The organism is Sorangiineae bacterium MSr11367, from assembly GCA_037157805.1.
GTDB classification, from domain to species: domain Bacteria; phylum Myxococcota_A; class Polyangia; order Polyangiales; family Polyangiaceae; genus Pendulispora; species Pendulispora rubella.
In genome coordinates, this window is sequence record CP089983.1 from 768,959 (window position 1) to 788,331 (window position 19,373).

At 64.8% G+C, this 19,373-nt stretch carries 17 protein-coding genes and 1 pseudogene; 9 read left to right on the forward strand and 9 right to left on the reverse strand.

The window, feature by feature from the left end; genetic code table 11:
* The first annotated feature begins 10 nt into the window (after positions 1-10).
* Positions 11-2,731: a serine/threonine-protein kinase gene (locus LVJ94_03390; GenBank protein ID WXB06290.1), complete on the forward strand. Its 2,721-nt coding sequence runs from the start codon at positions 11-13 to the stop codon at positions 2,729-2,731.
* Between the two features lie 124 nt (positions 2,732-2,855).
* Positions 2,856-4,091, forward strand: coding sequence for a hypothetical protein (locus LVJ94_03395; GenBank protein WXB06291.1), 1,236 nt, complete (start codon positions 2,856-2,858; stop codon positions 4,089-4,091).
* A gap of 17 nt (positions 4,092-4,108) precedes the next feature.
* Here the strand turns inward: LVJ94_03395 and LVJ94_03400 are convergent.
* The 3 genes and pseudogenes from LVJ94_03400 to LVJ94_03410 all read right to left on the reverse strand — a co-directional run bounded on the left by LVJ94_03400 (position 4,109) and on the right by LVJ94_03410 (position 5,747).
* Positions 4,109-4,255, reverse strand: a pseudogene (locus LVJ94_03400) (acyl-CoA dehydrogenase).
* Between the two features lie 191 nt (positions 4,256-4,446).
* Positions 4,447-5,472, reverse strand: a complete 1,026-nt coding sequence (locus LVJ94_03405) for a hypothetical protein (protein ID WXB06292.1) — start codon at positions 5,470-5,472, stop codon at positions 4,447-4,449.
* On the reverse strand, positions 5,469-5,747 hold the full coding sequence (locus tag LVJ94_03410) for a hypothetical protein (protein WXB06293.1): 279 nt from the start codon (positions 5,745-5,747) through the stop codon (positions 5,469-5,471). The genes LVJ94_03405 and LVJ94_03410 overlap by 4 nt, the downstream gene beginning before the upstream one ends.
* Before the next feature lie 310 nt (positions 5,748-6,057).
* On the opposite strand from LVJ94_03410, the gene LVJ94_03415 reads away from it, so the two are divergent.
* Both LVJ94_03415 and LVJ94_03420 read left to right on the forward strand, forming a co-directional pair.
* On the forward strand, positions 6,058-6,270 hold the full coding sequence (locus tag LVJ94_03415) for a hypothetical protein (GenBank protein WXB06294.1): 213 nt from the start codon (positions 6,058-6,060) through the stop codon (positions 6,268-6,270).
* A complete protein-coding gene (locus LVJ94_03420) occupies positions 6,267-6,938 on the forward strand; it encodes a hypothetical protein (protein WXB06295.1) in 672 nt (223 codons plus the stop codon). The genes LVJ94_03415 and LVJ94_03420 overlap by 4 nt, the downstream gene beginning before the upstream one ends.
* A 17-nt stretch (positions 6,939-6,955) precedes the next feature.
* Here LVJ94_03420 and LVJ94_03425 read toward each other — a convergent pair whose 3' ends face one another.
* Both LVJ94_03425 and LVJ94_03430 read right to left on the reverse strand, forming a co-directional pair.
* Positions 6,956-7,534, reverse strand: coding sequence for a sigma-70 family RNA polymerase sigma factor (locus tag LVJ94_03425; protein ID WXB06296.1), 579 nt, complete (start codon positions 7,532-7,534; stop codon positions 6,956-6,958).
* Between the two features lie 37 nt (positions 7,535-7,571).
* Positions 7,572-9,611: a hypothetical protein gene (locus LVJ94_03430; GenBank protein WXB06297.1), complete on the reverse strand. Its 2,040-nt coding sequence runs from the start codon at positions 9,609-9,611 to the stop codon at positions 7,572-7,574.
* A 226-nt stretch (positions 9,612-9,837) separates the two neighbouring features.
* Here LVJ94_03430 and LVJ94_03435 point away from each other — a divergent pair, with 226 nt between their 5' ends.
* Positions 9,838-10,731 (forward strand): PKD domain-containing protein, encoded by an 894-nt coding sequence (locus LVJ94_03435; GenBank protein ID WXB06298.1) that lies wholly within the window; start codon positions 9,838-9,840, stop codon positions 10,729-10,731.
* Between the two features lie 542 nt (positions 10,732-11,273).
* On the opposite strand, the gene LVJ94_03440 is transcribed toward LVJ94_03435, so the two are convergent.
* Positions 11,274-13,298, reverse strand: coding sequence for a CocE/NonD family hydrolase (locus LVJ94_03440; protein ID WXB06299.1), 2,025 nt, complete (start codon positions 13,296-13,298; stop codon positions 11,274-11,276).
* 265 nt (positions 13,299-13,563) lie between these two features.
* Between LVJ94_03440 and LVJ94_03445 the strand changes: the two genes are divergently transcribed.
* The 3 genes from LVJ94_03445 to LVJ94_03455 all read left to right on the forward strand — a co-directional run bounded on the left by LVJ94_03445 (position 13,564) and on the right by LVJ94_03455 (position 15,563).
* A complete protein-coding gene (locus LVJ94_03445) occupies positions 13,564-14,238 on the forward strand; it encodes a S1 family peptidase (GenBank protein ID WXB06300.1) in 675 nt (224 codons plus the stop codon).
* Positions 14,239-14,539: 301 nt separating this feature from the next.
* Positions 14,540-15,355 (forward strand): alpha/beta hydrolase, encoded by an 816-nt coding sequence (locus LVJ94_03450; protein ID WXB10677.1) that lies wholly within the window; start codon positions 14,540-14,542, stop codon positions 15,353-15,355.
* Positions 15,356-15,428: 73 nt separating this feature from the next.
* On the forward strand, positions 15,429-15,563 hold the full coding sequence (locus tag LVJ94_03455; protein ID WXB06301.1) for a hypothetical protein: 135 nt from the start codon (positions 15,429-15,431) through the stop codon (positions 15,561-15,563).
* A 5-nt stretch (positions 15,564-15,568) separates the two neighbouring features.
* On the opposite strand, the gene LVJ94_03460 is transcribed toward LVJ94_03455, so the two are convergent.
* Positions 15,569-16,498 carry an AraC family transcriptional regulator gene (locus LVJ94_03460; protein ID WXB06302.1) on the reverse strand — a complete coding sequence of 310 codons (930 nt, stop codon included), beginning with the start codon at positions 16,496-16,498 and terminating at the stop codon, positions 15,569-15,571.
* A gap of 131 nt (positions 16,499-16,629) precedes the next feature.
* Between LVJ94_03460 and LVJ94_03465 the strand changes: the two genes are divergently transcribed.
* On the forward strand, positions 16,630-17,127 hold the full coding sequence (locus tag LVJ94_03465) for a YkgB family protein (GenBank protein WXB06303.1): 498 nt from the start codon (positions 16,630-16,632) through the stop codon (positions 17,125-17,127).
* 66 nt (positions 17,128-17,193) lie between these two features.
* Here LVJ94_03465 and LVJ94_03470 read toward each other — a convergent pair whose 3' ends face one another.
* Together LVJ94_03470 and LVJ94_03475 are read right to left on the reverse strand one after the other, a co-directional pair.
* Positions 17,194-18,141, reverse strand: a complete 948-nt coding sequence (locus LVJ94_03470; GenBank protein WXB06304.1) for a M23 family metallopeptidase — start codon at positions 18,139-18,141, stop codon at positions 17,194-17,196.
* A 48-nt stretch (positions 18,142-18,189) separates the two neighbouring features.
* Positions 18,190-19,146 carry a DUF1906 domain-containing protein gene (locus tag LVJ94_03475; protein ID WXB06305.1) on the reverse strand — a complete coding sequence of 319 codons (957 nt, stop codon included), beginning with the start codon at positions 19,144-19,146 and terminating at the stop codon, positions 18,190-18,192.
* Positions 19,147-19,373: the final 227 nt, after the last annotated feature.

Consider the following 19,373-nt stretch of genomic DNA (forward strand, 5'->3'; position numbering starts at 1 on the left):
GCCTGTGCCCGTGGGCCATTGTCTGGGTGAAGACGAGCTGCTCGAACTGGCGCGCGGCGGTGGGGATCGCTTCCGAGAGGAGCCCGCCATCGAAGAGCACTTGGCGGATTGTGCGACGTGCAGCGCATGGCTCGCGGCGCTGCTCGACATGAGGGCGTCGCCCGAAGTTGCCCCCCCGGCACCGCGCTGGGGAGGGCTCGTCGGGCGTGTTCTCGGACCGTACCGGCTGGACACCCAGATCGGTGCCGGTGGAATGGGCGCCGTCTACCGCGCATGGGACGAGCGACTCGGCCGCAACGTCGCGGTCAAAGTGCTGCCGGGTCACGCACCCGATTCGAACGCGCGCGCTGGAAGACTGCGCGACGAGGCGCGTGCAGCGGCGGCCGTCGCCCACCCGAACGTGGTGGCCGTTTACGACATCGGCACCGATGATGGCATCACCTTCATCGCATGCGAGCTCGTTCGAGGCGAATCGTTGCGCAGCATGCTGGAGTCGCGCCACGGTCGCTCCGCACCGCACGCGCTGCCTCTCACCCAGCGCATGCGCCTCGGCCTCGAGCTGGCACGCGGGCTCGCCGCCGTCCACGCGCAGGGGATCGTGCATTGCGATCTCAAGCCGGAAAATCTTATGGTGACCGAGGACGGTACCCTGAAGATTCTCGACTTCGGCCTCGCCAAGATCGTGCGCGAAGCCGAGCGCGAGGGAGGTGACGGGCGCGCGTGGATGCAAGGCACCGTGGGCTATATGGCACCCGAGCAGGCGCGCGGCGAGCCGGCCGATGCGCGGAGCGACATCTTCGCGGTGGGCGCGATCTTGTACGAGATGGCCACCGGCAAGCGCGCGGTGAGCGGCGAGAGCCATGCCGAGCGTATGGCGTCGCTTCTCAACGACGCGCCTCCGCCCGCGGATGCCGAGGAACTGGCCCCGATCGGTGCCGTCATCGCACGCTGTCTCGAGCGAGACCCCCGCCGGCGATTTCATTCCGCACACGATCTCGCGTGGGTCCTCGACGGCCACGCCCCCGCGACGCCTGCGCGCCAGCCGTCGATCGCGCGACGCCGTTTGCTTCTCGGCGCGGCGGCAACAGGTCTCGCAGGGCTTGCGGCCGGCGCGTTCATGATACGGCGGCCCGCCCATGTGCCGCCGGCATTCCGTCAGCTCACGTTTCGTCACGGCGGGCTCTGGACCGCGCGCTTTACACGCGACGGCGGCAGCATCCTCTATGGTGCCGCGTGGGAAGACGAGCCGCTCACGGGTTACACGCTGCGGCTCGACGGCGGGACGGCGCGTCCGCTCGACGTCGCGTCCGCGGACGTGCTCGCCGTGTCATCGCGCGGGGACGTGGCCCTGTGCATCGGGAAGCACTATGTGGAAGGGCAGTGCGCGACCGGACGGCTCGCCGTCATGCCGCTGTCGGGCGGCGCACCCCGCATGCTCATGGACGACGTGCAAGCGGCGGATTTCGCGCCGAACGGGGTCGATCTCGCCATCGTGCGCTACACCGCACGCGGCTCGAGCCTCGAGTCGCCGCTCGGGCGCGTGCTCGTCGAAACCGCGTCGGGGTGGCTGACCCATCCGCGCATCTCCCCCGACGGTAAACATGTTGCGTGCATGATGCACCCATCGCCGCAGGACGACCGCGGCGACGTGATTCTCGTCGATACCGCCAGTGGGAAACGAAGGACACTGTCGGCCGATTGGGCAAGCGCCGCGGGGCTCGCGTGGGATCCGAGCGGGGACGCCCTTTGGTTCTCCGCCGCGCGCGATGACGCGAACAACGCGGTGCGCATGGTTACCCTGGGCGGCCGCGAGTGGCTCGTGGCTCGAATGGCCGGGCGCCTGCGCGTCCACGACGTCGCCCAAGACGGCCGTGTCGCGGTGTCGCTCGACCAATGGCGGCTGCGCACCTTGGTCGCGGCCGTCGGCTCGATGGCGCACGAGTCCTTCGACCGATCCTTGTCGGAGTTCTCCAGCGTGGTCGATCGATCCGCCGACGGCCACACGTTGCTCCTGGGCGAATTCGGCGTGGTCGAAGCCACCCTCGGCGTTTACCTTCGCAGCATCACCGGCGGCGCGCCCATTCATCTCGGGCCTGGCATCCCGATTGCGCTCTCGCCGTCGGGCAAGCGCGTGGCCGCCGTCGTTCCCGGCCACGCGACGCCGCTCCTCGTGTACCTCGACGACGGCGCCGAACGCCCCGCGCTCTCTCTTGGCGCCATCTCGGAGGTGCGCTCCGGCCGATGGCTCGACGAGAATGCGCTCGTCGTCGTCGCGGGGGTCAAGGATCGCGAGCCTCGCCTTTGGCGCATCGACGTGGGCCATGCCGCGCCCAAGCCGCTCACCGAGGAGGGCATTTTCGGCCACGGCGAGACCGATCCCGCGCGTCAGCGTTTCGCCTTCGTCGACCGCGAGGGCACACTCCGCGTGGTCGACGTTCACGAAGGGCGCACGCGCGTCGTCCCCGGCGCATTCGCCCGTCAATCCGTGTGCGGCTGGCTCGAAAAGGGCGACACCCTCGTCGTGCGCAACCGAACGACCCCCATCGTTCTCACCGGCGTCGACGCAGCATCCGGCGACCTACGCCCGCTCGGCGAGATCCATCCCCCACGGGTCGGCCTCAAAGGCGTCGACTCCGTGGTCATCGATCGCGACGGTGGGGCGTATGCTTACAGCTACGGACAGGAGTTGTCGCAATTGTTTCTCATGTCGTTCGACGCACCTCGTGGATGAGTGGATAGGACATCGCCGATCGACTTGGTTTAGCAAATTGCGACAAAGTTCGCGATTCGTTGCTCCATCATGCGCTCGGAGCCGTCGAAGCGATCGTAGCTTTCCTATCTACTTTGGAGAACGTATGAATCTTTCAAAGGTCTTGATACCTGGTGTCCTCGCGCTGATGGGTTGCGCGGGGGAAGTCGAGGCGGTCGATACCGCGGAGTCGGCCCTCGGTCTTGGTGACGTGCAACTTTCGGTGGGTGGTGACCACTCGTGCGTGTTCAAGAGCAACAAGGTGTTTTGTTGGGGATTCAACTACGATGGACAGCTCGGTGACGGGTCGAATACCTATCGCCCTAGCCCCGTCGTCGTCGAGACCGCACCTGGCGCGGCTCTAAAGGGGGCAAAGGTCGTTGCGCTGGGTGACGAGCATAGCTGCGCGTTGCTCGGTACCCGCGAGGCGCGTTGTTGGGGCTCCAACCGCTGGGGGGAGCTCGGCAATGGGGAAACGATGTCCAGCTATCGCCCCGTGACCGTCGACAGGCAGCGGGGGGCCCCTCTCAAAGAGATCTCCGCGCTTGCCCTCGGCCACCACCATAGCTGCGCACTGCTCGATAGCGAGGTGCGTTGCTGGGGAGACAACGACACCATGCAGCTCGGCGACGGCACGACGGTAGAGCGCACCCTTCCCGTCACGGTGCAGGTGGCGGGCGTTGCTCTCCGCGGCGTGAAAACGCTGGCCGCGGGCGGCGGCTTCAACTGCGCATTGCTCGATAGCGACGAAGTGCGCTGCTGGGGAAGCAACTACGCCGGGCAGCTCGGCAACGGCACGACCGCGTCGCGCTCCGAAGTCGTCACCGTGGAGACGGCACCGGGCGTACCTCTAAGGGGCGTGAAAGCCCTTGCCCTCGGCATGATGCATACGTGCGCGCTCCTTGCGACGGGCGAGGTGCATTGTTGGGGATACAACGTTCGCGGCCAACTGGGCGACGGAACGACGGTCGATCGCGCCTACCCGGCGCCCGTGAAGGCCGCATCGGGCACCCCTTTGAAGGGCGTGAAAGCCATTTCGAGCGGAGAGCATCATAGTTGCGCGCTGCTCGACAATGGCCAGATGCGCTGCTGGGGATACAACAAATCCGGACAGCTCGGAGACGCTACGACCACGAACCGCGCGTATCCGGTCGTCGTGGAAAACAGTCCAGGAGTAGCCTTGTCGGGTGTGACGGATATCTCTCTGGGAATTCTGCATAGCTGCGCGGTGCTGAATCGCAGTCAGGTTCGCTGTTGGGGGTACAATGGTGCCGGGCAGCTTGGCGACGGTACGACTACGACCCGCTTGTACCCGGTGAAGGTGGAATTGCCGGCGCTGTAAGCGGCGCGCGGACACGTCTAATCGAGGGCGCGAACGAGGTCGCGTGCGATGACCAGGCGCTGCACTTCGCTGGTGCCCTCGTAGATGCGGGTGACGCGCGCGTCGCGGTACATGCGTTCGACGGCGTAGTCCCGGGAGTAGCCGTATCCACCGTGCACCTGCACCATGCGATCGACACGGTGCTGAAGTTCCAGCTCGCGCACAAGAAGCTGCGCCACACCGGGGAGTTGGACGACGGCGATACCGCGCCCATCACCCCGCGCGAACCTGCCGAGGCACCGGCCAACCGGCGCACGCCGGCCAAGGCTCGCGCGACCATGCGTTCCCACAGTGAATTCGACCTCCGGCGTTTGCATCATTGGTTCTCGAGTGCCAGGACGCGCCCGATCAGGTCGAACTGGGACAGCGCGGATCGGAGGGCGGGCTCCACCATGCCGCGGATGGCGGCATTGGCGTAACCGACCCACGCGACATCGGTGGTGGTGTCGAGTGGAGCGGTGAGCGGATCGCCCGCCGCGTCGGTCACCAGCACGCCGGCTTCGCGAGCGATGAGCTCCGTGCACAAGTCATATGGATGGGCGCACAGACCGTGGGCAACGCCGCGCGCTCTCAGCAACGGGCGCAGGTCGGCGATCCACCGGTCATGGCCGGTGATGAGCTCGTAGAGCTGGCCTCCGCTGCAGATGTACTGGTCCTCGAAGGCCTGCGCCTGACCGGGTCGAGGCACGCCGAGCAATCGTTCGTAGACGGCGTCATCGATAGCCGCGAGCACGCTTCGGCCGCCGGGTAGGAAGCGCGCCAGGCCCCCGAAGCCCTGCGCGACGGTCGTGGCAGACGAGGGTCGCAACCGAAACGGCTGCCGCTTGCCAGTCACGCGATCGAGGCGCTCGGCAGCGGAGCCGCGCCCCTTGATCGCCCACGCGCAGTCGACCAGATGCTGCTTGAGGATCGGAATCTCGGTCTGCACCGCGACATCGATGTCGGCAAGCGACGTGGCGTCCCCGCGGTTGGGGGCCGCGCCGGCGAGGATCCACGCGCTGCGCTTTTGGTACATGAGGCCGCGTGTGCCATCGATGGGATCGACGATAACGACGATTTCAGCGCGCTCACGGGAGGTGCCCTCGGGCAGCACGATGCCCTCCGGGGGCAGGCCCTCGGCCACCAGCACGCACGTCCACTCGCGCGCGACGGGTAGAAAGAGCTCGACCAAGCGATGCTCGCCAACCCGGTCGAGCGCGAAGGTGGTGTCGCCGTGCCCGTCCTCCACCACCCGCGCGAGATCTTCGACCTCGCGCTGCTCGCACGCCTCGATCACGGCGTCGCGCAGGGTCTCCTGCACCGATCGCAGGGCGCCCAACAGTGCCTCGGCATGGCGGATCATGTCCGTACTCCTTTCTGCCAGAACTCGAGAAAGAGCAGCGCCCACAGGACCCTGCTGTGATCGGCGCCCGCCTGATGCTCGGAGAGAAGGCGGCGCACGGTGGTCGGGCCGATGCGTCCGGCCACGAAGCCCGCGCGATCCAGCAGCGCATCGTGCAGGAGCTCGCGTTTGATGCCGACGGGAAGCCCGGCCACGGTGCGCATCAGATCGTCGTTCATGAACGGGATCACGATATCGAAGTTTCCGTGCCCGCGGCGTGCGTCCTTGACGTACACCCCATGCACCATCCAAGTGCGCCACTGTCCGATATGAATCCTCTCGAACGGATCCGCGCTTGGCGAGCTCGCGGATCTCGTCGATGGGGAAGCTGCCGCTCCGGTCCCGTTCCGCCGCGTGCGGGGCCAAGCGTCGTGCGCTCAACTCGGCGGCCACCTCCGCGATCATGCGCTGTTCGTCGGTGAGGTCATCGCACATGCGATCGAGCCGGCTCGAGGTCGCCACGCGTGCACTTTGTTCGAATTTCCGGCGCGAGGAAAGTCGTCGGTGCCACGAGGTACGTCCTTGGCATGGTCGCGGTGCAAAGAGATGATGTATCGACGCTTTGCGGCGATGGCCTGCGGAACGATGACGAGCCTCGCCACGGTGGTCACCGGCTCCGTGTATGGTCAGACGGCTCCCGCACACTCGCCCGGCGAACGTCCTGATCCATCGGCCGCGACGGCGCCGGTGGATCGTTCGACCGCCTCCGGCACGGGAATGGCCAACCATTTGGCCATGGGAGCGGAGGTGCAGTTTTGAGCAGCACCGTCACCCGCGCGCTGGCGTTCATGTCCTTCGTGGTCGTGGCCCGCACAAGCACCGGCTGCAGCGATCCGATGGTCTCCATCGGAAGCAATGCCGGACCCCTGGAGGTCGATCCGAGCGTCATCGGTCTGCCGCCCGCTCATTGCCCGGACAACTACGAGCACGCCAACATCTGCTGCACCGGCGACAACGGTGAACATGCTTCCTCCTGCGTGACGCACAAAGGGAGACCCTTTCGCCCGTGCCCTCCGGGGTGGCTCACCTACGGCGATGCCACGCTCTGCTGCACGCTCGCGAATCCGCAAGACTGCATTACCTGCAGCTACGGCGTGTGTGCCATGGCCGAAAGCGAGAGGGAAGGTGATGCGCCCGGCGCGTGCTGGCTGCAGAACAAGTGCCCACCCGGATGGAGCCTCGACCGGAGCTGCAAGACGTTCGGGTGCTTCACGTACGCATTGGGGATGAACAAAGAGCGCATGCTGCAGACCTTCTGCGCGCCCGCCAACGAGGGGCAGCCAACTTCGCATGGGCCCGCCTGCTCCATAGCGTGCCCGAAGGGTTGGGCGCCCGAGCGCAACGAGCCCGATGTATGTTGCCAGGTCGACGAAGCGGGTACCCGTCGCTGTTTCGCATCGACGCGGTTCATCCCAATCAGCGAATGACGAATGTGCGCAAAGCTTCAACGTCGAACGCGGTTGGCGGCTTTGCGAAACTCCGCGCGGGCTCGGCGGAGGCGGGAGGCGACCGTCCCCGTGGGGATTCCGGTGAGCTCGGCGATCTCGGGGGCCGAGAGCTCCTCGAGTTCGAACAGCACGAAGACGGTGCGCAGGTCGACGGGCAGCGCTTCGAGCACCTTGCACAGGATCGCACGGGCCTGGCGCTGCTCGGCGAGTTGGTCGGGGCAGGGCGAGGGGTCGGCGACCTCCAGGACATCGTGCGCGGAGAGCTCGCGGGATCGCGCGAGGGAGCGGCGAATGTGCGCGGCGACGTAGCTCAGGGTCGAAAAGAGGAAGGCGCGCTCCGCTCCCGCGTGAATGCGCTCGATTTTGCGCGCGTAGGTCGCGAAGACCTGCTGCCTCGCATCGTCGGCCAGGCTGTCGGGGACCCCCAGCCGACGGAGCGAGCGCCGCACGAAGTCCGCATGAACCTCCACGGCGACCTGGATGGAGTTGGGTGCGCCACGTTGTGCCTGGGCGGATGACGCGGATGTCGCATCCGCGTCCCGCCCGATTTCCATTTCGACAGTGACCGACAACACGCCCGGCGCAGTGAGCAAGTTGGGCGCCAGCCGCGGTTCACTTCGGCGAAAGGCTCCACTTGTACACGCCGCCGCTTCCGCACGTGGCGATCAGCTGGTCCGGCGCGGACAGCGTCAGGCTGCGGACGTCGTACGAAGTCCGCCACCGGTCGAGCACCTTGGGCGCGGTCGGATCGGCGAGGTCCACGACGGTCACCCCCTCGCTGTGCCCGAGGTACATCCGTGTTCCGGATGCAGCCACGGCGGCGGAGGAACCGGGCCACTTGGGGGCCCATGTGGATTTTTTCACGGGCGTCGCCGGATTGGACACATCCACGAAGTGAAACCCATCGGTGCACGCCACCGCCGCCATGTTCCCCGACAGGGCGACCCCTTGCCCGTAGGGGCACGCGTACCGGCCGACGGTGGTGATCGATGCGGGGTTCGATACGTCGAAGATCGTCAGCCCACCGTTGTCCGTCTCGAAGGCGAGCGATCCGCGCAGGGTGATGGCCCAGGTCTGGTCGGTCTCGATCGAGCCGAGTGGCGTCGGGTGCGTCGGATCGGACACGTCGATCACGGTGATCACGCCACCGTTGGTCCGCTGTCCGAGGTAAACCCGGCCGCCTGCGTAGGCCACCGCATGGTAATTTCCGCCTGCAAGCTGGCTGATTTGCTTGGGGTGCGTGGGATCCGATACGTCGTAGATGCGCAGACCGCCCCCGTACCAATCCGCGACGTAGGCGATGTTGCCTTCGACCGCGATTCCCTCGAAGTCGACGGGCGCGAGGAGCGTGCCCGGGTACGCGCTCCCGAGGAACTTCAAATCGGAAACGGTGCCGGTGCGCAGTCCGCCGGAGCCGGCGCCGAGGAACAGATTGCCCGCGGCAGCCTGCACCCCGATGCATTCGCTGCACAGTGAAATGTCCACGACCGCCTTGGACACGGGCGCACGCGGCTCGGTGACATCGATGGTGAGCAGCTTGCCGCGATCGGTCACGACCCCGAGGACGTTGCCCAAGATGGCGGCGTCCCGGATCCCCTCGGACGGCATGGCGATGGGACCGGTATCGGAGATGCTCTTGGGGTTGGACAGATCGAGCACGTGGAGCCCGTCCCAAGCAGGGACCCACGCTGCGGGACCAAGGGCCGCAAGCGTGCGCGATTGCGTTTCGCTCTCGAACAACGGCGAGCCTGGGCTCGAGGGATTCTTCGCGTCGAAGACCTGCGTCCCGATGCCGCTGGTGACGATGACCAGGTCACCGGCGGCAACGTCGGCGCCGAGCGCACCCGTGTAGAAGCCCGCGCCGAGATCGGCCAGGTCGGCGCTGGTGTCGAGCGCACCCAAATAGACGCCCCCGGTGAATGTGCGGCTCCAATAATAGAGGCGCTTTCCGAGGAGCCGGAAGTGCTCGGCCTGGCCTTGGATCGATCGGATCGGTGCCGGCGCGCGCGGGTCGGTGAGGTCGAAGACCCAGAGCGCCGTGTCGCCGCCGATGATGAGCTGCTTGCCGATGACCGTCACCCCATGTGCGCCCTCGGGGGTCGTAGAGGGACCGAGGTGGAATGACGAGACCTCGGTAGGCGTGGCCGGATCTTTCACGTCAATCACGCGAACGAGTCCGTCGCCCTCCGTCGTGGCCTCGCTCACGTAGGCGAACGTGCCGGCGACCGCCACTCCGTTGAGGATGGCGGCGAACGGCGGCGTTTCCCCACGCAGCGAGGGCGCGCTCGGTGCACTCACATCCCAGATCGTGAGGCGTGGACCGATGGTGATGTACGCCCAATGATCGACGAGCGCGATGGCCGTGGGAACGCCGCCCGCGTGCGGACGCGCGACGCCGGCATCGGGCAGTGGTGACGCTTGATCGGGCTGCCCAGAATCGGCCGGCGGGCCTCCTCCATCCTGGGAGGGTGCAGCGTCCCGCGATGCATCGGGATTTCCGGGCTGCGACGGGGACGAGTCGCTGCCGCAGGCAGGAAGCAGCACCGCCTGCACGGACGCCACGAACGTGAGCGCGGCGAGGCCGCCTACCCACGATGACCTGCGCACCGCGCCCGGCGGACGAGACGGTCGATAGTTCCTTCGGGAATGCATGTTCGAGCCTCCGATAAAGTTCGGCGCCAAGATTCCCGTTGGCGGGTGAATCGATCATCAAATCGTCATGCGATGTGCAGCGTGCCGCGATGGTCGAATCAAGCGAGCGGGGCCAGCCGGTCGCAAATTAATATTGCGCCACTCACCGAGGGCGCGCGTCTCTTCCTCGGAGGCACTTCGGATGAACACTTACTTTGGAAGAACCATTTCGTATGCATTGATTGCCATGATTGCTTTGACCGGATGCAGCAGTGACGGTGACGACAATCGCGCGCCCGTCGCCAATGCGGGGACGGCCCAATCCGTAAAAGTGAATCAGAAGGTCACCCTCGATGGGTCGAAGAGCAAAGACCCCGACGGTGACAAGCTTACCTTCAAGTGGGCGATTACCAAGCAGCCCAACGGCAGCACCCTCAAGATCAACGAGACGACGGACAAACCGAGTATCACGCCGGCGGTCGCGGGCGACTACGACATCGAGCTCACCGTGAGCGATGGGAAGGCTTCGGGCAAGGCTACGGTCAAGGTCACCGCCACGGCCAATAGCCAGAACGGAAAGCCGACGTCCAAGGCCGTCGGGCCTTCCAAGGTGCTCGTGAACAACACCGTGGCGCTCGATGGCTCGCAGAGCAGTGATCCGGACAAGGACAAGCTGACCTACAAATGGACGCTCAAGTCGAAGCCCGCGACCAGCAGGGCCGCCTTGAACGATGCCGCCGCGGCGAAGCCCACCTTCAAGCCCGATGTGGCCGGCGAGTACGTGGCCGCCCTCACCGTGAACGACGGCAAGGTCGATAGCGATGCGGCGGAGGTCAAGATCCGGGCCGTGGCCAGCAATGCGAAACCGGTGGCCGATGCAGGCAATGCGCAAACCGTTGTCGTGGTCGCGACGGTTACGCTCGACGGCAGCGCGAGCTCGGATGCGGACGCGGGTGACACGCTGTCGTTCGCGTGGACCCTGAAGTCGAAGCCGGCGGGCAGCGTCGCCACGTTGAGCGATGCCACCACGAAGAAGCCGACCTTCAAGGCCGACAAGGCGGGCGTCTACGAAGTCGAGCTCGTGGTCAACGACGAGCTCGAAAATAGCGCGCCGGCGTCCGTGCGGATCACCGCGCAGTAGCTTCGAGCGATTCGACGAATTCGAACACGGGGCCATCCGTTCGCGTGAGCGCACGCTGGCCTCGTGGGCTCATGCTCGAGGTGGCCGTGCGGTGGCGCCGCACGGGATCGCGCACTGGCGAAGAGGGTCACCCTGAGATATGCTCCAACCCTCGAATTCGGGTCCAACGGGGGGCCCCCACGATCCGCGTGCTTGCGCTGCGACGAGCTCGGAGAGTGGATCGGGTGGACCTCAAGAGGACACGGAATACATGTATTCGAAAGACAGCCTCGAATATCAGCAGATCCAGAGAGCTCTGGCGGAACGCCTTGCCTCCCTCCGTCCAGTTTTGGACGAATGGTTCGAGGCCAGCGATCGGTTCAACGCTTGGGCCTCGAGCGTCGCGAAGCAGCGGAGCGAGGAGGATGCCGAGGAGGGAGGCGCTGCATGGCAGAGCAACCATGAGTCGCCTCCCGCGACGGCTGCTGGAGAACCTCCTCCAAGCACGCTCGTGCGTGGCCGCAAACGCAAGAAGCATTGATTGGCGGCCGGACGTCTGCGACTCAATCCAGCGCTGAAACCGGCACCAGCGGGACCACCAGACTCGAGGGGTGGCTCGGATCGTTGTACACGGTCATGGTGCCGATGGGGCTTTGCAAGACGATCTGATCGCCCAGCGGTACCCCTTGCGGTGCATTGCTCGGGCCGATGGCAATGCGCAAGCGATGCCCAGCCTTGATTCGAGCGGCCGCCGGGAAAATCTCCACCGACAGCTTCATCGCCTCGCCCGGCACCACCGTCTGCGCCGAGGCTTCGGTGAACGCGTGCCAAGGCTGGATCATCTCCCCGTCCAGCGTGCGCGAACGTGCTTCATCGACTTGGCGGAATTGGTCGTTCAAGAGGCCATTGCTAATGGGGATTGCATTCCCAAAGATGTCGACGTCGTCGATGCGCACCGAGATGGATCCGCCTCGCTCCGATGTCGACGCCCAGATGTCGGCCTGCATCGGCCCGTTGATGTACATATCCTGGGTGAGCACCGGCGTCTCGTAGACCAGGTTGAACAACTCGGTCAGATTGTCCCGGTGGAAACAGGGAATGGGAAAGAGGCTCAGCGCGCCCAGCGTCCATTGCGACGTGCTGATGGAGCAAATTCCATTGAGCGGGTACTGAACCAACTTTCGCGGATCGTTGCGCTCGTACGGGGCGTTGCCCGGGGCCGCCGTCGTGAGCTGCTTGTCGCCGTGTAGGTAATACCGCTTTGCCTGCGCCTGCGGATGCGGCCAGTCGCTACTGGTGACCATGCGACCGTGGCCAAGCACGCTCTGGGTGACGTTGGGCAAGGTGTCGGCGCCGACGTTCAATCCTTTCACGTATTGATCGAACCAGCGCAATTGTATGCGATCGAAGATGGGGACGCCGTCGCCGGTCATGCCCAGGTTGAGCGCCATTTCCGCGTGCGTTCCCGACCCCACCAGCATCTTGGTGGGCGCATGGTTCTTGACCCCTTCGTACATCAAGGGCATTCCGCGCTGCCAAATGTCGTGGGCGGTCGTCACGATGAACGTGGGGACCTTGATGGCGTCCGTGGCCTCCACCGGCGATCGGCCGGCGAAGAAGGCCCCGTCGTACGCCAGCGCGGGGTCACCCAGCACGGCGCTCACGAACTTCGGCACCTGGAACGAGGTCAACGCGTTGTTCAAATGCTCCAAGGTGACCGGAAGCGCCCGCACGGGGTCCACCAGCAACTGCGGATTGAGCGTCGACACCAAGGTGGTCAACGAGAACCAGGTGCTGAAGAAGAGCAGGTTTCCCTGGCCGCCGGTGATGGCGACATCGCGATACGTATCGCCGCCGGCCCCCTCCGAGATCAACGCCTTGACCGCCGGATGCCCCGTTTGCGCGAAGAGAAAGGCATGAATCCCCACGTCCGATATGCCAGCAACGCCGATACGGCCATTGCTCCAGGGCTGGGCGACGACCCAATCCAGCACCCGGGTGTCGTCGTCGCGTTGGTGTTCCGGATCGAACGCTTTCCATATGCCTTCGGAATTGCCGGTACCACGCCCATCCACCGACACGCTCGCGTAACCGTGTTTGACGATGTACGGATCGTGGGCGCCAATGACGGAGCCTAGCCAGGAGAGGCTGGGCACGACACCATCGAGCGCATTGGAGGCGACCGTGGAAAGCGCCGCGTTGTAGTCGGTCTCTTGCAGCACCACGGGGAGCGGCCCTTGGATCGGCTTGCCGGCGGCATCGGCCGGCAAGGTGACGATGACGGCCAGCTTCGCGCCGTCGGCCATCGTGATGTACTGCATCGGCAAGGTCACGGTTCTCGGATAGAGCGCCGGCGGATCGTACGGAGTCCACCGAGCGTCCGCAGGGCCGGATACGGGGACACTCGGTTGGTGGGTCTTGCCACGCGTACCGTTGGTGGTCCATCCGGCAACGGCCGTGGCGGTTGCGCCACCCGCCGTCGGATCGAGCTCACCTCGAGTGGTGTCGGTGTCGTTCTTGGATGTCGCATCGGTTGCACATCCGATGAGGGCTGTCGCCAAGCTCGTCAGGAGGAATCGTCGGGTCACTTTGGCCATCCTGCCTTTCGCCGCGTTCGGTGAAAAAGAGCTTACCGGCGCGGGCGGGCGAAGCCACCGGGGACTCCGAACATGGGTGCGAATGCCATCGTTTTGAGCGCCGTTGCGACACCGGTCGGGCGAGGCGCCGAGATGCCCGCTCGACATGCGGAATTTTGCCGTCTTTGTGTGCGCCGGAGCGTTCCTGGGTGCGTCTTCTCGGCACGGAGAATCGGTCTCCGTCGATGAAATTCCACCGTTCCATGGGCGCCTTGTCATGATGAATCGATCTTTCGCAATCCTTGCACTTTTCTTTCTCCTGTTGCCGGCCTGCAGCGTGCAAGCTTCTGGCGACGAGCCTGCCGGCGAAGTCGCGCAAGCCATCGGCGGTGCCGCGCAGCCATCGAATGCGCAATACGTGGTTTCCGTCAATGGCTCGTGCTCCGGCACCTTGGTGAGTCCCACGAAGGTGGTCACGGCCGAGCACTGTCTTTCCGCGCAAAATCGCGCGGGCGGCGTTTCGGCGACCCGCGCCCAGATCATCGGTGGGCGCGATGTCGCGGTCTTGACCCTCAGTCGAGCGTTGGCCCTTCCCACCGTGAAACTCGCCCAAACGGCTCCGCAAATCGGCGTGGGCGGCACGCTGATCGGCTACGGTCGTACGGAGGAATCGAGCCTCTTTACGACGCGGCGGCAAGCCGATCTCCGTGTCTACAAAGTGGGCGCCGAGGATGCCGATGAAAGCAGGCGAATCGGTCCGACGGGATTCTTCGCGCGCGGCGGCGACGCGCGCGGTTGCGGAGCCGATTCGGGCGGCGCCTTCATGGTCGACGGAGAACTCGCCGGCGTCACCGTTCTCGGCGATCCGTCTTGCGACCACGCCGATTGGGATACTGGATTCGCCGCCGTCGGACCGATCTACGATCTGCTCCGCGCTGCGATCGACAATTGACGCACACCGGCCGAGTCCGTCGCTGCCACGTCGCCCGTCTTTCGGCGTGAGGCTCTTGTCAGCGACGGTTACGGATACAAAATGTCCGTATATGAATGCGCTAGCCGGATTTCTCGGTCGAACGATCCTTGCCCTGCTGCCCGTCTTCGCCCTTGGCGCAAGCTCCTGCTCGCCTGCGAAAGCGCCCCCTCCTAGCGCCGCAATCGCGCGACCCGAGAGTCCGCTTGGGCCCGGGCAGCACACGGCCATCATTGACGGATCGTCGATTGTGTATCACGTATTCGGGAAAGGCCCGGTGGTGATGGCACACCCCGGCGGTCCTGGTGGTGGCTGGGGCTATTTGCGTATGCCGGAAGTCGAGAAGTTCGCGACCGTCGTCTACATCGAACCGATTGGTACGGGTGCCTCGGCGCGCCTCCCGAATCCGGCCGATTATGGTCGCGAGCGCGACACCGCCACAGTCGAGGGATTGCGCGCGCATCTCGGACTGGAGAACGTCGTGCTGCTCGGCCATTCGTACGGAGGATTCGTGGCACTGGACTATGCGCTCGCGTATCCGAATCATCTGCGCGGGCTCGTTCTGTACGACACCGCTCCGACCACCGGCCCCGACTTCCAGAAGGACGTCGAGGCGAACAAGAAATGGTTCGAGAACGAACCGTGGTACGCGGACGCCACGTCCGCACTGTCGGACGTGAGGAAGGCCGAATCGGACGAAGAACTCACCACGACCTTTCGTCGTGCCGTCCCGCTCTACGTGGCCAATTGGACGGAACGGCACAAGGAGTTCGAGGCGAGCGCGCCTCCTCTTTTGCTGTATCTCGAAAGGGCCCAGCGCCGAAAGGCGCATGGCCCTCCGGCCGACAAACCGAGCAAACCCTTCGACGTGCGTCCACGCCTGGGCGAAATCCAGGTACCGACGCTCATCCTCGTTGGTCAAAAGGATTTCATCTGTTCCGAAAAGATGGCCAACGTCATGCACCAGGGGATACCGGGTTCGCGCCTGGTCGTCTTCGAACGGATCGGGCATCTCGCACACTCCGAGAGTCCCGCCGAGCACGCGCGCGCCCTCCGCGTGTTTCTCGATGGTGTAGATAGGGCACCCAAGCAAAATTAGATTGTACTCGAAGATCGAACACCCTCGCGCCCTCGTGAAGGACGGCGTCCCCACGGGCGAATATGAGGACTTCATGACGGGTTTCGTCCTCGACGACGAGCAAGTGTGGGGCCGCCCCGTCGGCGTCGCCGTCGGCAAAGATGGCTCCCTCTTCGTGAGCGACGACGGCAACGGCACCATCTGGCGTGTCACGTACCAGAAGCCATAGGGGAGCTACTCCGGCGAACGCGACGCGTGGCGCCAGCGCGCGGGGGTCATGCCCATGTGTTGTTTGAAGGCGCGCTGGAAGGCGGCCTCGGATTGATACCCGACGGCGGCGGCCACGTCGCCGGTGGAGGCCGACGTCGTTTTGAGCTCGTTGGCAGCCACGGTCATACGGATGTCCGTCAGTAGGTCGCTGGCGGAGCGCCCGAGGGTCTGCCCGAAGTGCCGTGCGGCCGTGGCCCTGGACATGCCGCAGAGGCGCGCGAGTTCGGGAAGAGTCCACGGGTACTCTGGTTCGTGAAACATGGCTTCCAGGGCGGGGGCGAGGCGTGGGTTGCCGGCGAGCGCGAGCAATCCGCTCGGGGCTTCGTCCATGCGGCTCGCCAACCGCAAGACCAGCGCGAACAAGGCCGTGGACAAGGCGTTCAGCATGGCATGCCCGCCCAGCCTATCGGCCGCCGATTCCGTGCGCAGGAGTGCCACGAGGCCTGCCAGGTGCTCATGCGATCCGGGTGGCGCGGCAGCCGCGCGCACGATCAGTCGAGGAGGCAGATAGTCGCGCAGCAGGCGATCGTGCCGCGCCGTGAGGACGAAGTGACCGCAGAGCATGTCCAGGCGCGCGCCCTTTCCCGCGTTCTCGCTGATGACCAGATTGAGCCCCGCGCGGTTTCGAGCAGGGACCGCCCGGGCGCCGCTGCCATCGTGCAGAAGGTGCATTCCTCCGTCGGGGAGCACCAGGATGTCGCCCGCGGAGAGGTGCTTCGGTGCGCCGCCGGCGGGATCCTTGAGCACGGCCGCACCGCCAAGGACGATATGGTAGGGGATCTCGCCCGATGCGGCCGGGCCCTGGGCGATGCGCCAGGGCGCGCCATAGAGGCAACGAAGATCGACGCGGCCCCGGACGGGCATCATGTCGAGGAGCCGGCTCAGCCAATCCATGGATGATGGCATCTCGGACCTGTCAATGTGAGACGAATGAGCATTTAATTGAGTTTTATAGACATTAACAAGCTCACGACCCATGTGCAAACTGGCAAACGTTCATTCGATCAAAAAATGGAGACGAAACGATGAACTTGCTCGTGCACATTCTGACCAAGTCCGGCCTTCTCGGAAGAGACCGCGACTATCACATCGTCCGCGCATCGATGGTGATTCTGTTTCTGTTTTTCGGGTATCAAAAATGGTTCGAATACGAAGCGCAGACGCTGATCCCGTTCATTGAGCACGGCCCGCTCATCTTCTGGATGTACCCCGTTTTCGGCATCCGCGGTGCCAGCTGGTTCCTCGGGGTATCGGAATGGTTGTTCGCCATTCTCTTGTTCCTGGGCTTCTGGAACAAGCGGCTCGGAATCCTCGGCGCATTGGGATCCGTCGCGAGCTTCATCGCCACCACGACCATCATCCCCTTCATGCCAGGCGGATGGGCCGCATCGGCAGGTGGATTTCCCGCCATGACGGGCAACGTTCCCTTCCTCATGAAGGACGTGGTTCTCTTGGCGGTGTCCATTTACCTACTGAGCCAGGATGTGGTGCGCGCTTCCGTGTCCCCGGCTACACCGTCGTAAAATGGAGAAAGAGCACGTTTCGATGTTCGAAACGTGCTCTCCGCCTCACGGAATCGTCCGGCTAGACTACGGGCACTTCTTCAGCCCGTGGGCGCTCGGATTCGAGTCGAACTCGCTCGTCGTGGAAAGATCGACGGCCGCGACCCACCCGAAATTCGCGTTGTCGTCGCCTTGTGTGTAGTACCAAGTCGTATTGCCGCCCGCGTGCTTGTCCCCGGTGCCCCAGCAGGTAAACCAGCTGTACGACGTGCGTAGGTGGTTGACGATGGTACCCCCATTCCTGGGCGTGGAGCGCATGTTGGCGCCCGACGTGTTTGCACAATACAGCTTTTGGTCGTCGGAATGAACCGAGCAAGCGCCGCCGCCGCCCCCGCAGTTCTTACCGGTAATGCTCCTCTGCCCGTAGCTGCCGGGGTAGGGGGCGAGCGAGGCTCCCTCGATCACGATGTCCTGTCCGACTCCATTGAGCAATTGTTCGAAGTGTAGGTGAGCTCCGCTGCTATTGCCGGTCGAACCGACGACGCCGATCTGCTGGCCCTGTCCCACCTGGGCTCCATCCGGTACGGAATAGGCCGACAGGTGAAAGTAATAGGTCTGCCATCCGCCACCGTGGTCGATGACGATGTAGTTGCCGGCCCCGGAGGGTTGAGAATGCCGCGTCGCCCGTCCGGCGGCCGAGGCGAGTGCCGGCGCTCCCGCCGTTCGGCCCGAGTTGTTCACGAAATCGAGAGCGCGCCGGACTTCTGCGCTATGGTGCGAATAGGTCCACGACTCGTTGCACGGCGTGGGCGCCCGGAAGTTGGGGCGCGCCAGCGGCGCAAGTTCCGCGGTATCCTTCGGCGCCGAATCCTCATCGAGCACGGCACTGTCATCGAGCGCGGTACCTTCTTGGAGCGCGGCGACATCCGGATTCGTCGCGGCGCCGTCATCGTCTCTCTCATTGGTCGACGCAGTGCATGCCACCATTCCGGCGCAAACAAAGATCCACGGAACGATGCTTCGCAATTGGGCCATGTTCGTCTCCTGGACTAAGGAATTCGTCCGACGGGTTTCGTTGAGGGGTCAAGGACACTTCTGCAGCCCATGTGCGCTCGGATTCGCGTCGAATGCGCTCGTCGTGGATAGATCCACGGCGGCGACCCACCCCCAATTCGGGTTGTCGTCGCCCTGCGTATAGTACCAAGTCGTGTTTCCGCCTGCGTGCTGGTCCCCTGTTCCCCAACACGTGAACCAGCTGGGCGACGTGCGCAGTCGGTTGACGATGGTGCCCCCGTTCGTGGTCGTGGAACGCATGGCGGCACCCACCGTATTGTTGCAATAGAGCTTTCCGTCGCTATGGACGTCGCAGTCGCCGCCGCCGCCGCCGGAGTGCCATTGCCCGAAGTCGTCGCTCTGCGCGATGTCGACATCGCAAGATCCGCCCGCGATGACGACGTTGACTTCCGTCTGTCGGAGCTGCGCGCGCGCGTCCCAGTTGCCGCCGGACCAAGCGAACGTCTGCCAACCCCACTTGATCTTTCCGGCGTCGAAGAGACGCTTGATGACGTAGTAGCCGCCGTACGCGCCCACTTGGTCCCGGGGAATGACCGAGGCAACGCCATCGAAGTAAGAGTTGATGACCGATTGCTGCCCGGGCGTCGCGTCGAAGTCGACGCTGAAGTAGATGGGGCGCCCGGCTGGCATTCCTGCGGCCGCCGCGAGGCGTTGTGCTTCTTTTGCGTCTTCTACGCCCCCGTTGAAGCCGTCGAGCGCATCGTCGGCGCCCCATTCCCAATTGGAAACGATATCGAGGCCTGCGGAGGTGAGCGACTGCGCCTCGCTGGCCGTGAGGACCTTCCCTCCGGCGCCCCCCGTCGTGTAGCTCAGGTATCGAACGGCGAAGGTGTAGCCCGCGTTTTTCAGGCCCTGGGGCGATGGGCGATCGAACGAATAATCTACCCCTTTGCGGCCTGCGGCCAGCCCATCTTCCAATGTGTTCGCGTTCCCACTCTCTCCGGTGTCGGTGCTACATCCGACCATCGAACCGCATGCGACCGCGACGAACGACCACCCAATGGTAACGCAAAATACGCGATTTAGCATAAGTCGATTCCTTTGCTTGATTGAGAATCCTCTTCCGAACTGACGGTGGCATGGGCCAGCCCGTCAGTATCCGCACCTCCGCCCCCTGATCGTTGTCCAGTACTCCGAGCCGGCAAATGCCGGCGAGTTGCAGCGTTGGCGAGTCTTTACGAACTAAAACGAGG

Coding starts and splice junctions, on each gene's coding strand:
- LVJ94_03395 (WXB06291.1), top strand. CDS start 2,856: ATGAATCTTTCAAAGGTCTTGATACCTGGTGTCCTCGCGCTGATGGGT.
- LVJ94_03465 (WXB06303.1), top strand. CDS start 16,630: ATGAACTTGCTCGTGCACATTCTGACCAAGTCCGGCCTTCTCGGAAGA.
- LVJ94_03405 (WXB06292.1), bottom strand. CDS start 5,472: ATGATCCGCCATGCCGAGGCACTGTTGGGCGCCCTGCGATCGGTGCAG.
- LVJ94_03460 (WXB06302.1), bottom strand. CDS start 16,498: ATGGATTGGCTGAGCCGGCTCCTCGACATGATGCCCGTCCGGGGCCGC.
- LVJ94_03430 (WXB06297.1), bottom strand. CDS start 9,611: ATGCATTCCCGAAGGAACTATCGACCGTCTCGTCCGCCGGGCGCGGTG.
- LVJ94_03435 (WXB06298.1), top strand. CDS start 9,838: ATGATTGCTTTGACCGGATGCAGCAGTGACGGTGACGACAATCGCGCG.
- LVJ94_03415 (WXB06294.1), top strand. CDS start 6,058: ATGATGTATCGACGCTTTGCGGCGATGGCCTGCGGAACGATGACGAGC.
- LVJ94_03455 (WXB06301.1), top strand. CDS start 15,429: ATGACGGGTTTCGTCCTCGACGACGAGCAAGTGTGGGGCCGCCCCGTC.
- LVJ94_03445 (WXB06300.1), top strand. CDS start 13,564: ATGATGAATCGATCTTTCGCAATCCTTGCACTTTTCTTTCTCCTGTTG.
- LVJ94_03475 (WXB06305.1), bottom strand. CDS start 19,146: ATGGTCGGATGTAGCACCGACACCGGAGAGAGTGGGAACGCGAACACA.
- LVJ94_03450 (WXB10677.1), top strand. CDS start 14,540: ATGGCACACCCCGGCGGTCCTGGTGGTGGCTGGGGCTATTTGCGTATG.
- LVJ94_03470 (WXB06304.1), bottom strand. CDS start 18,141: ATGGCCCAATTGCGAAGCATCGTTCCGTGGATCTTTGTTTGCGCCGGA.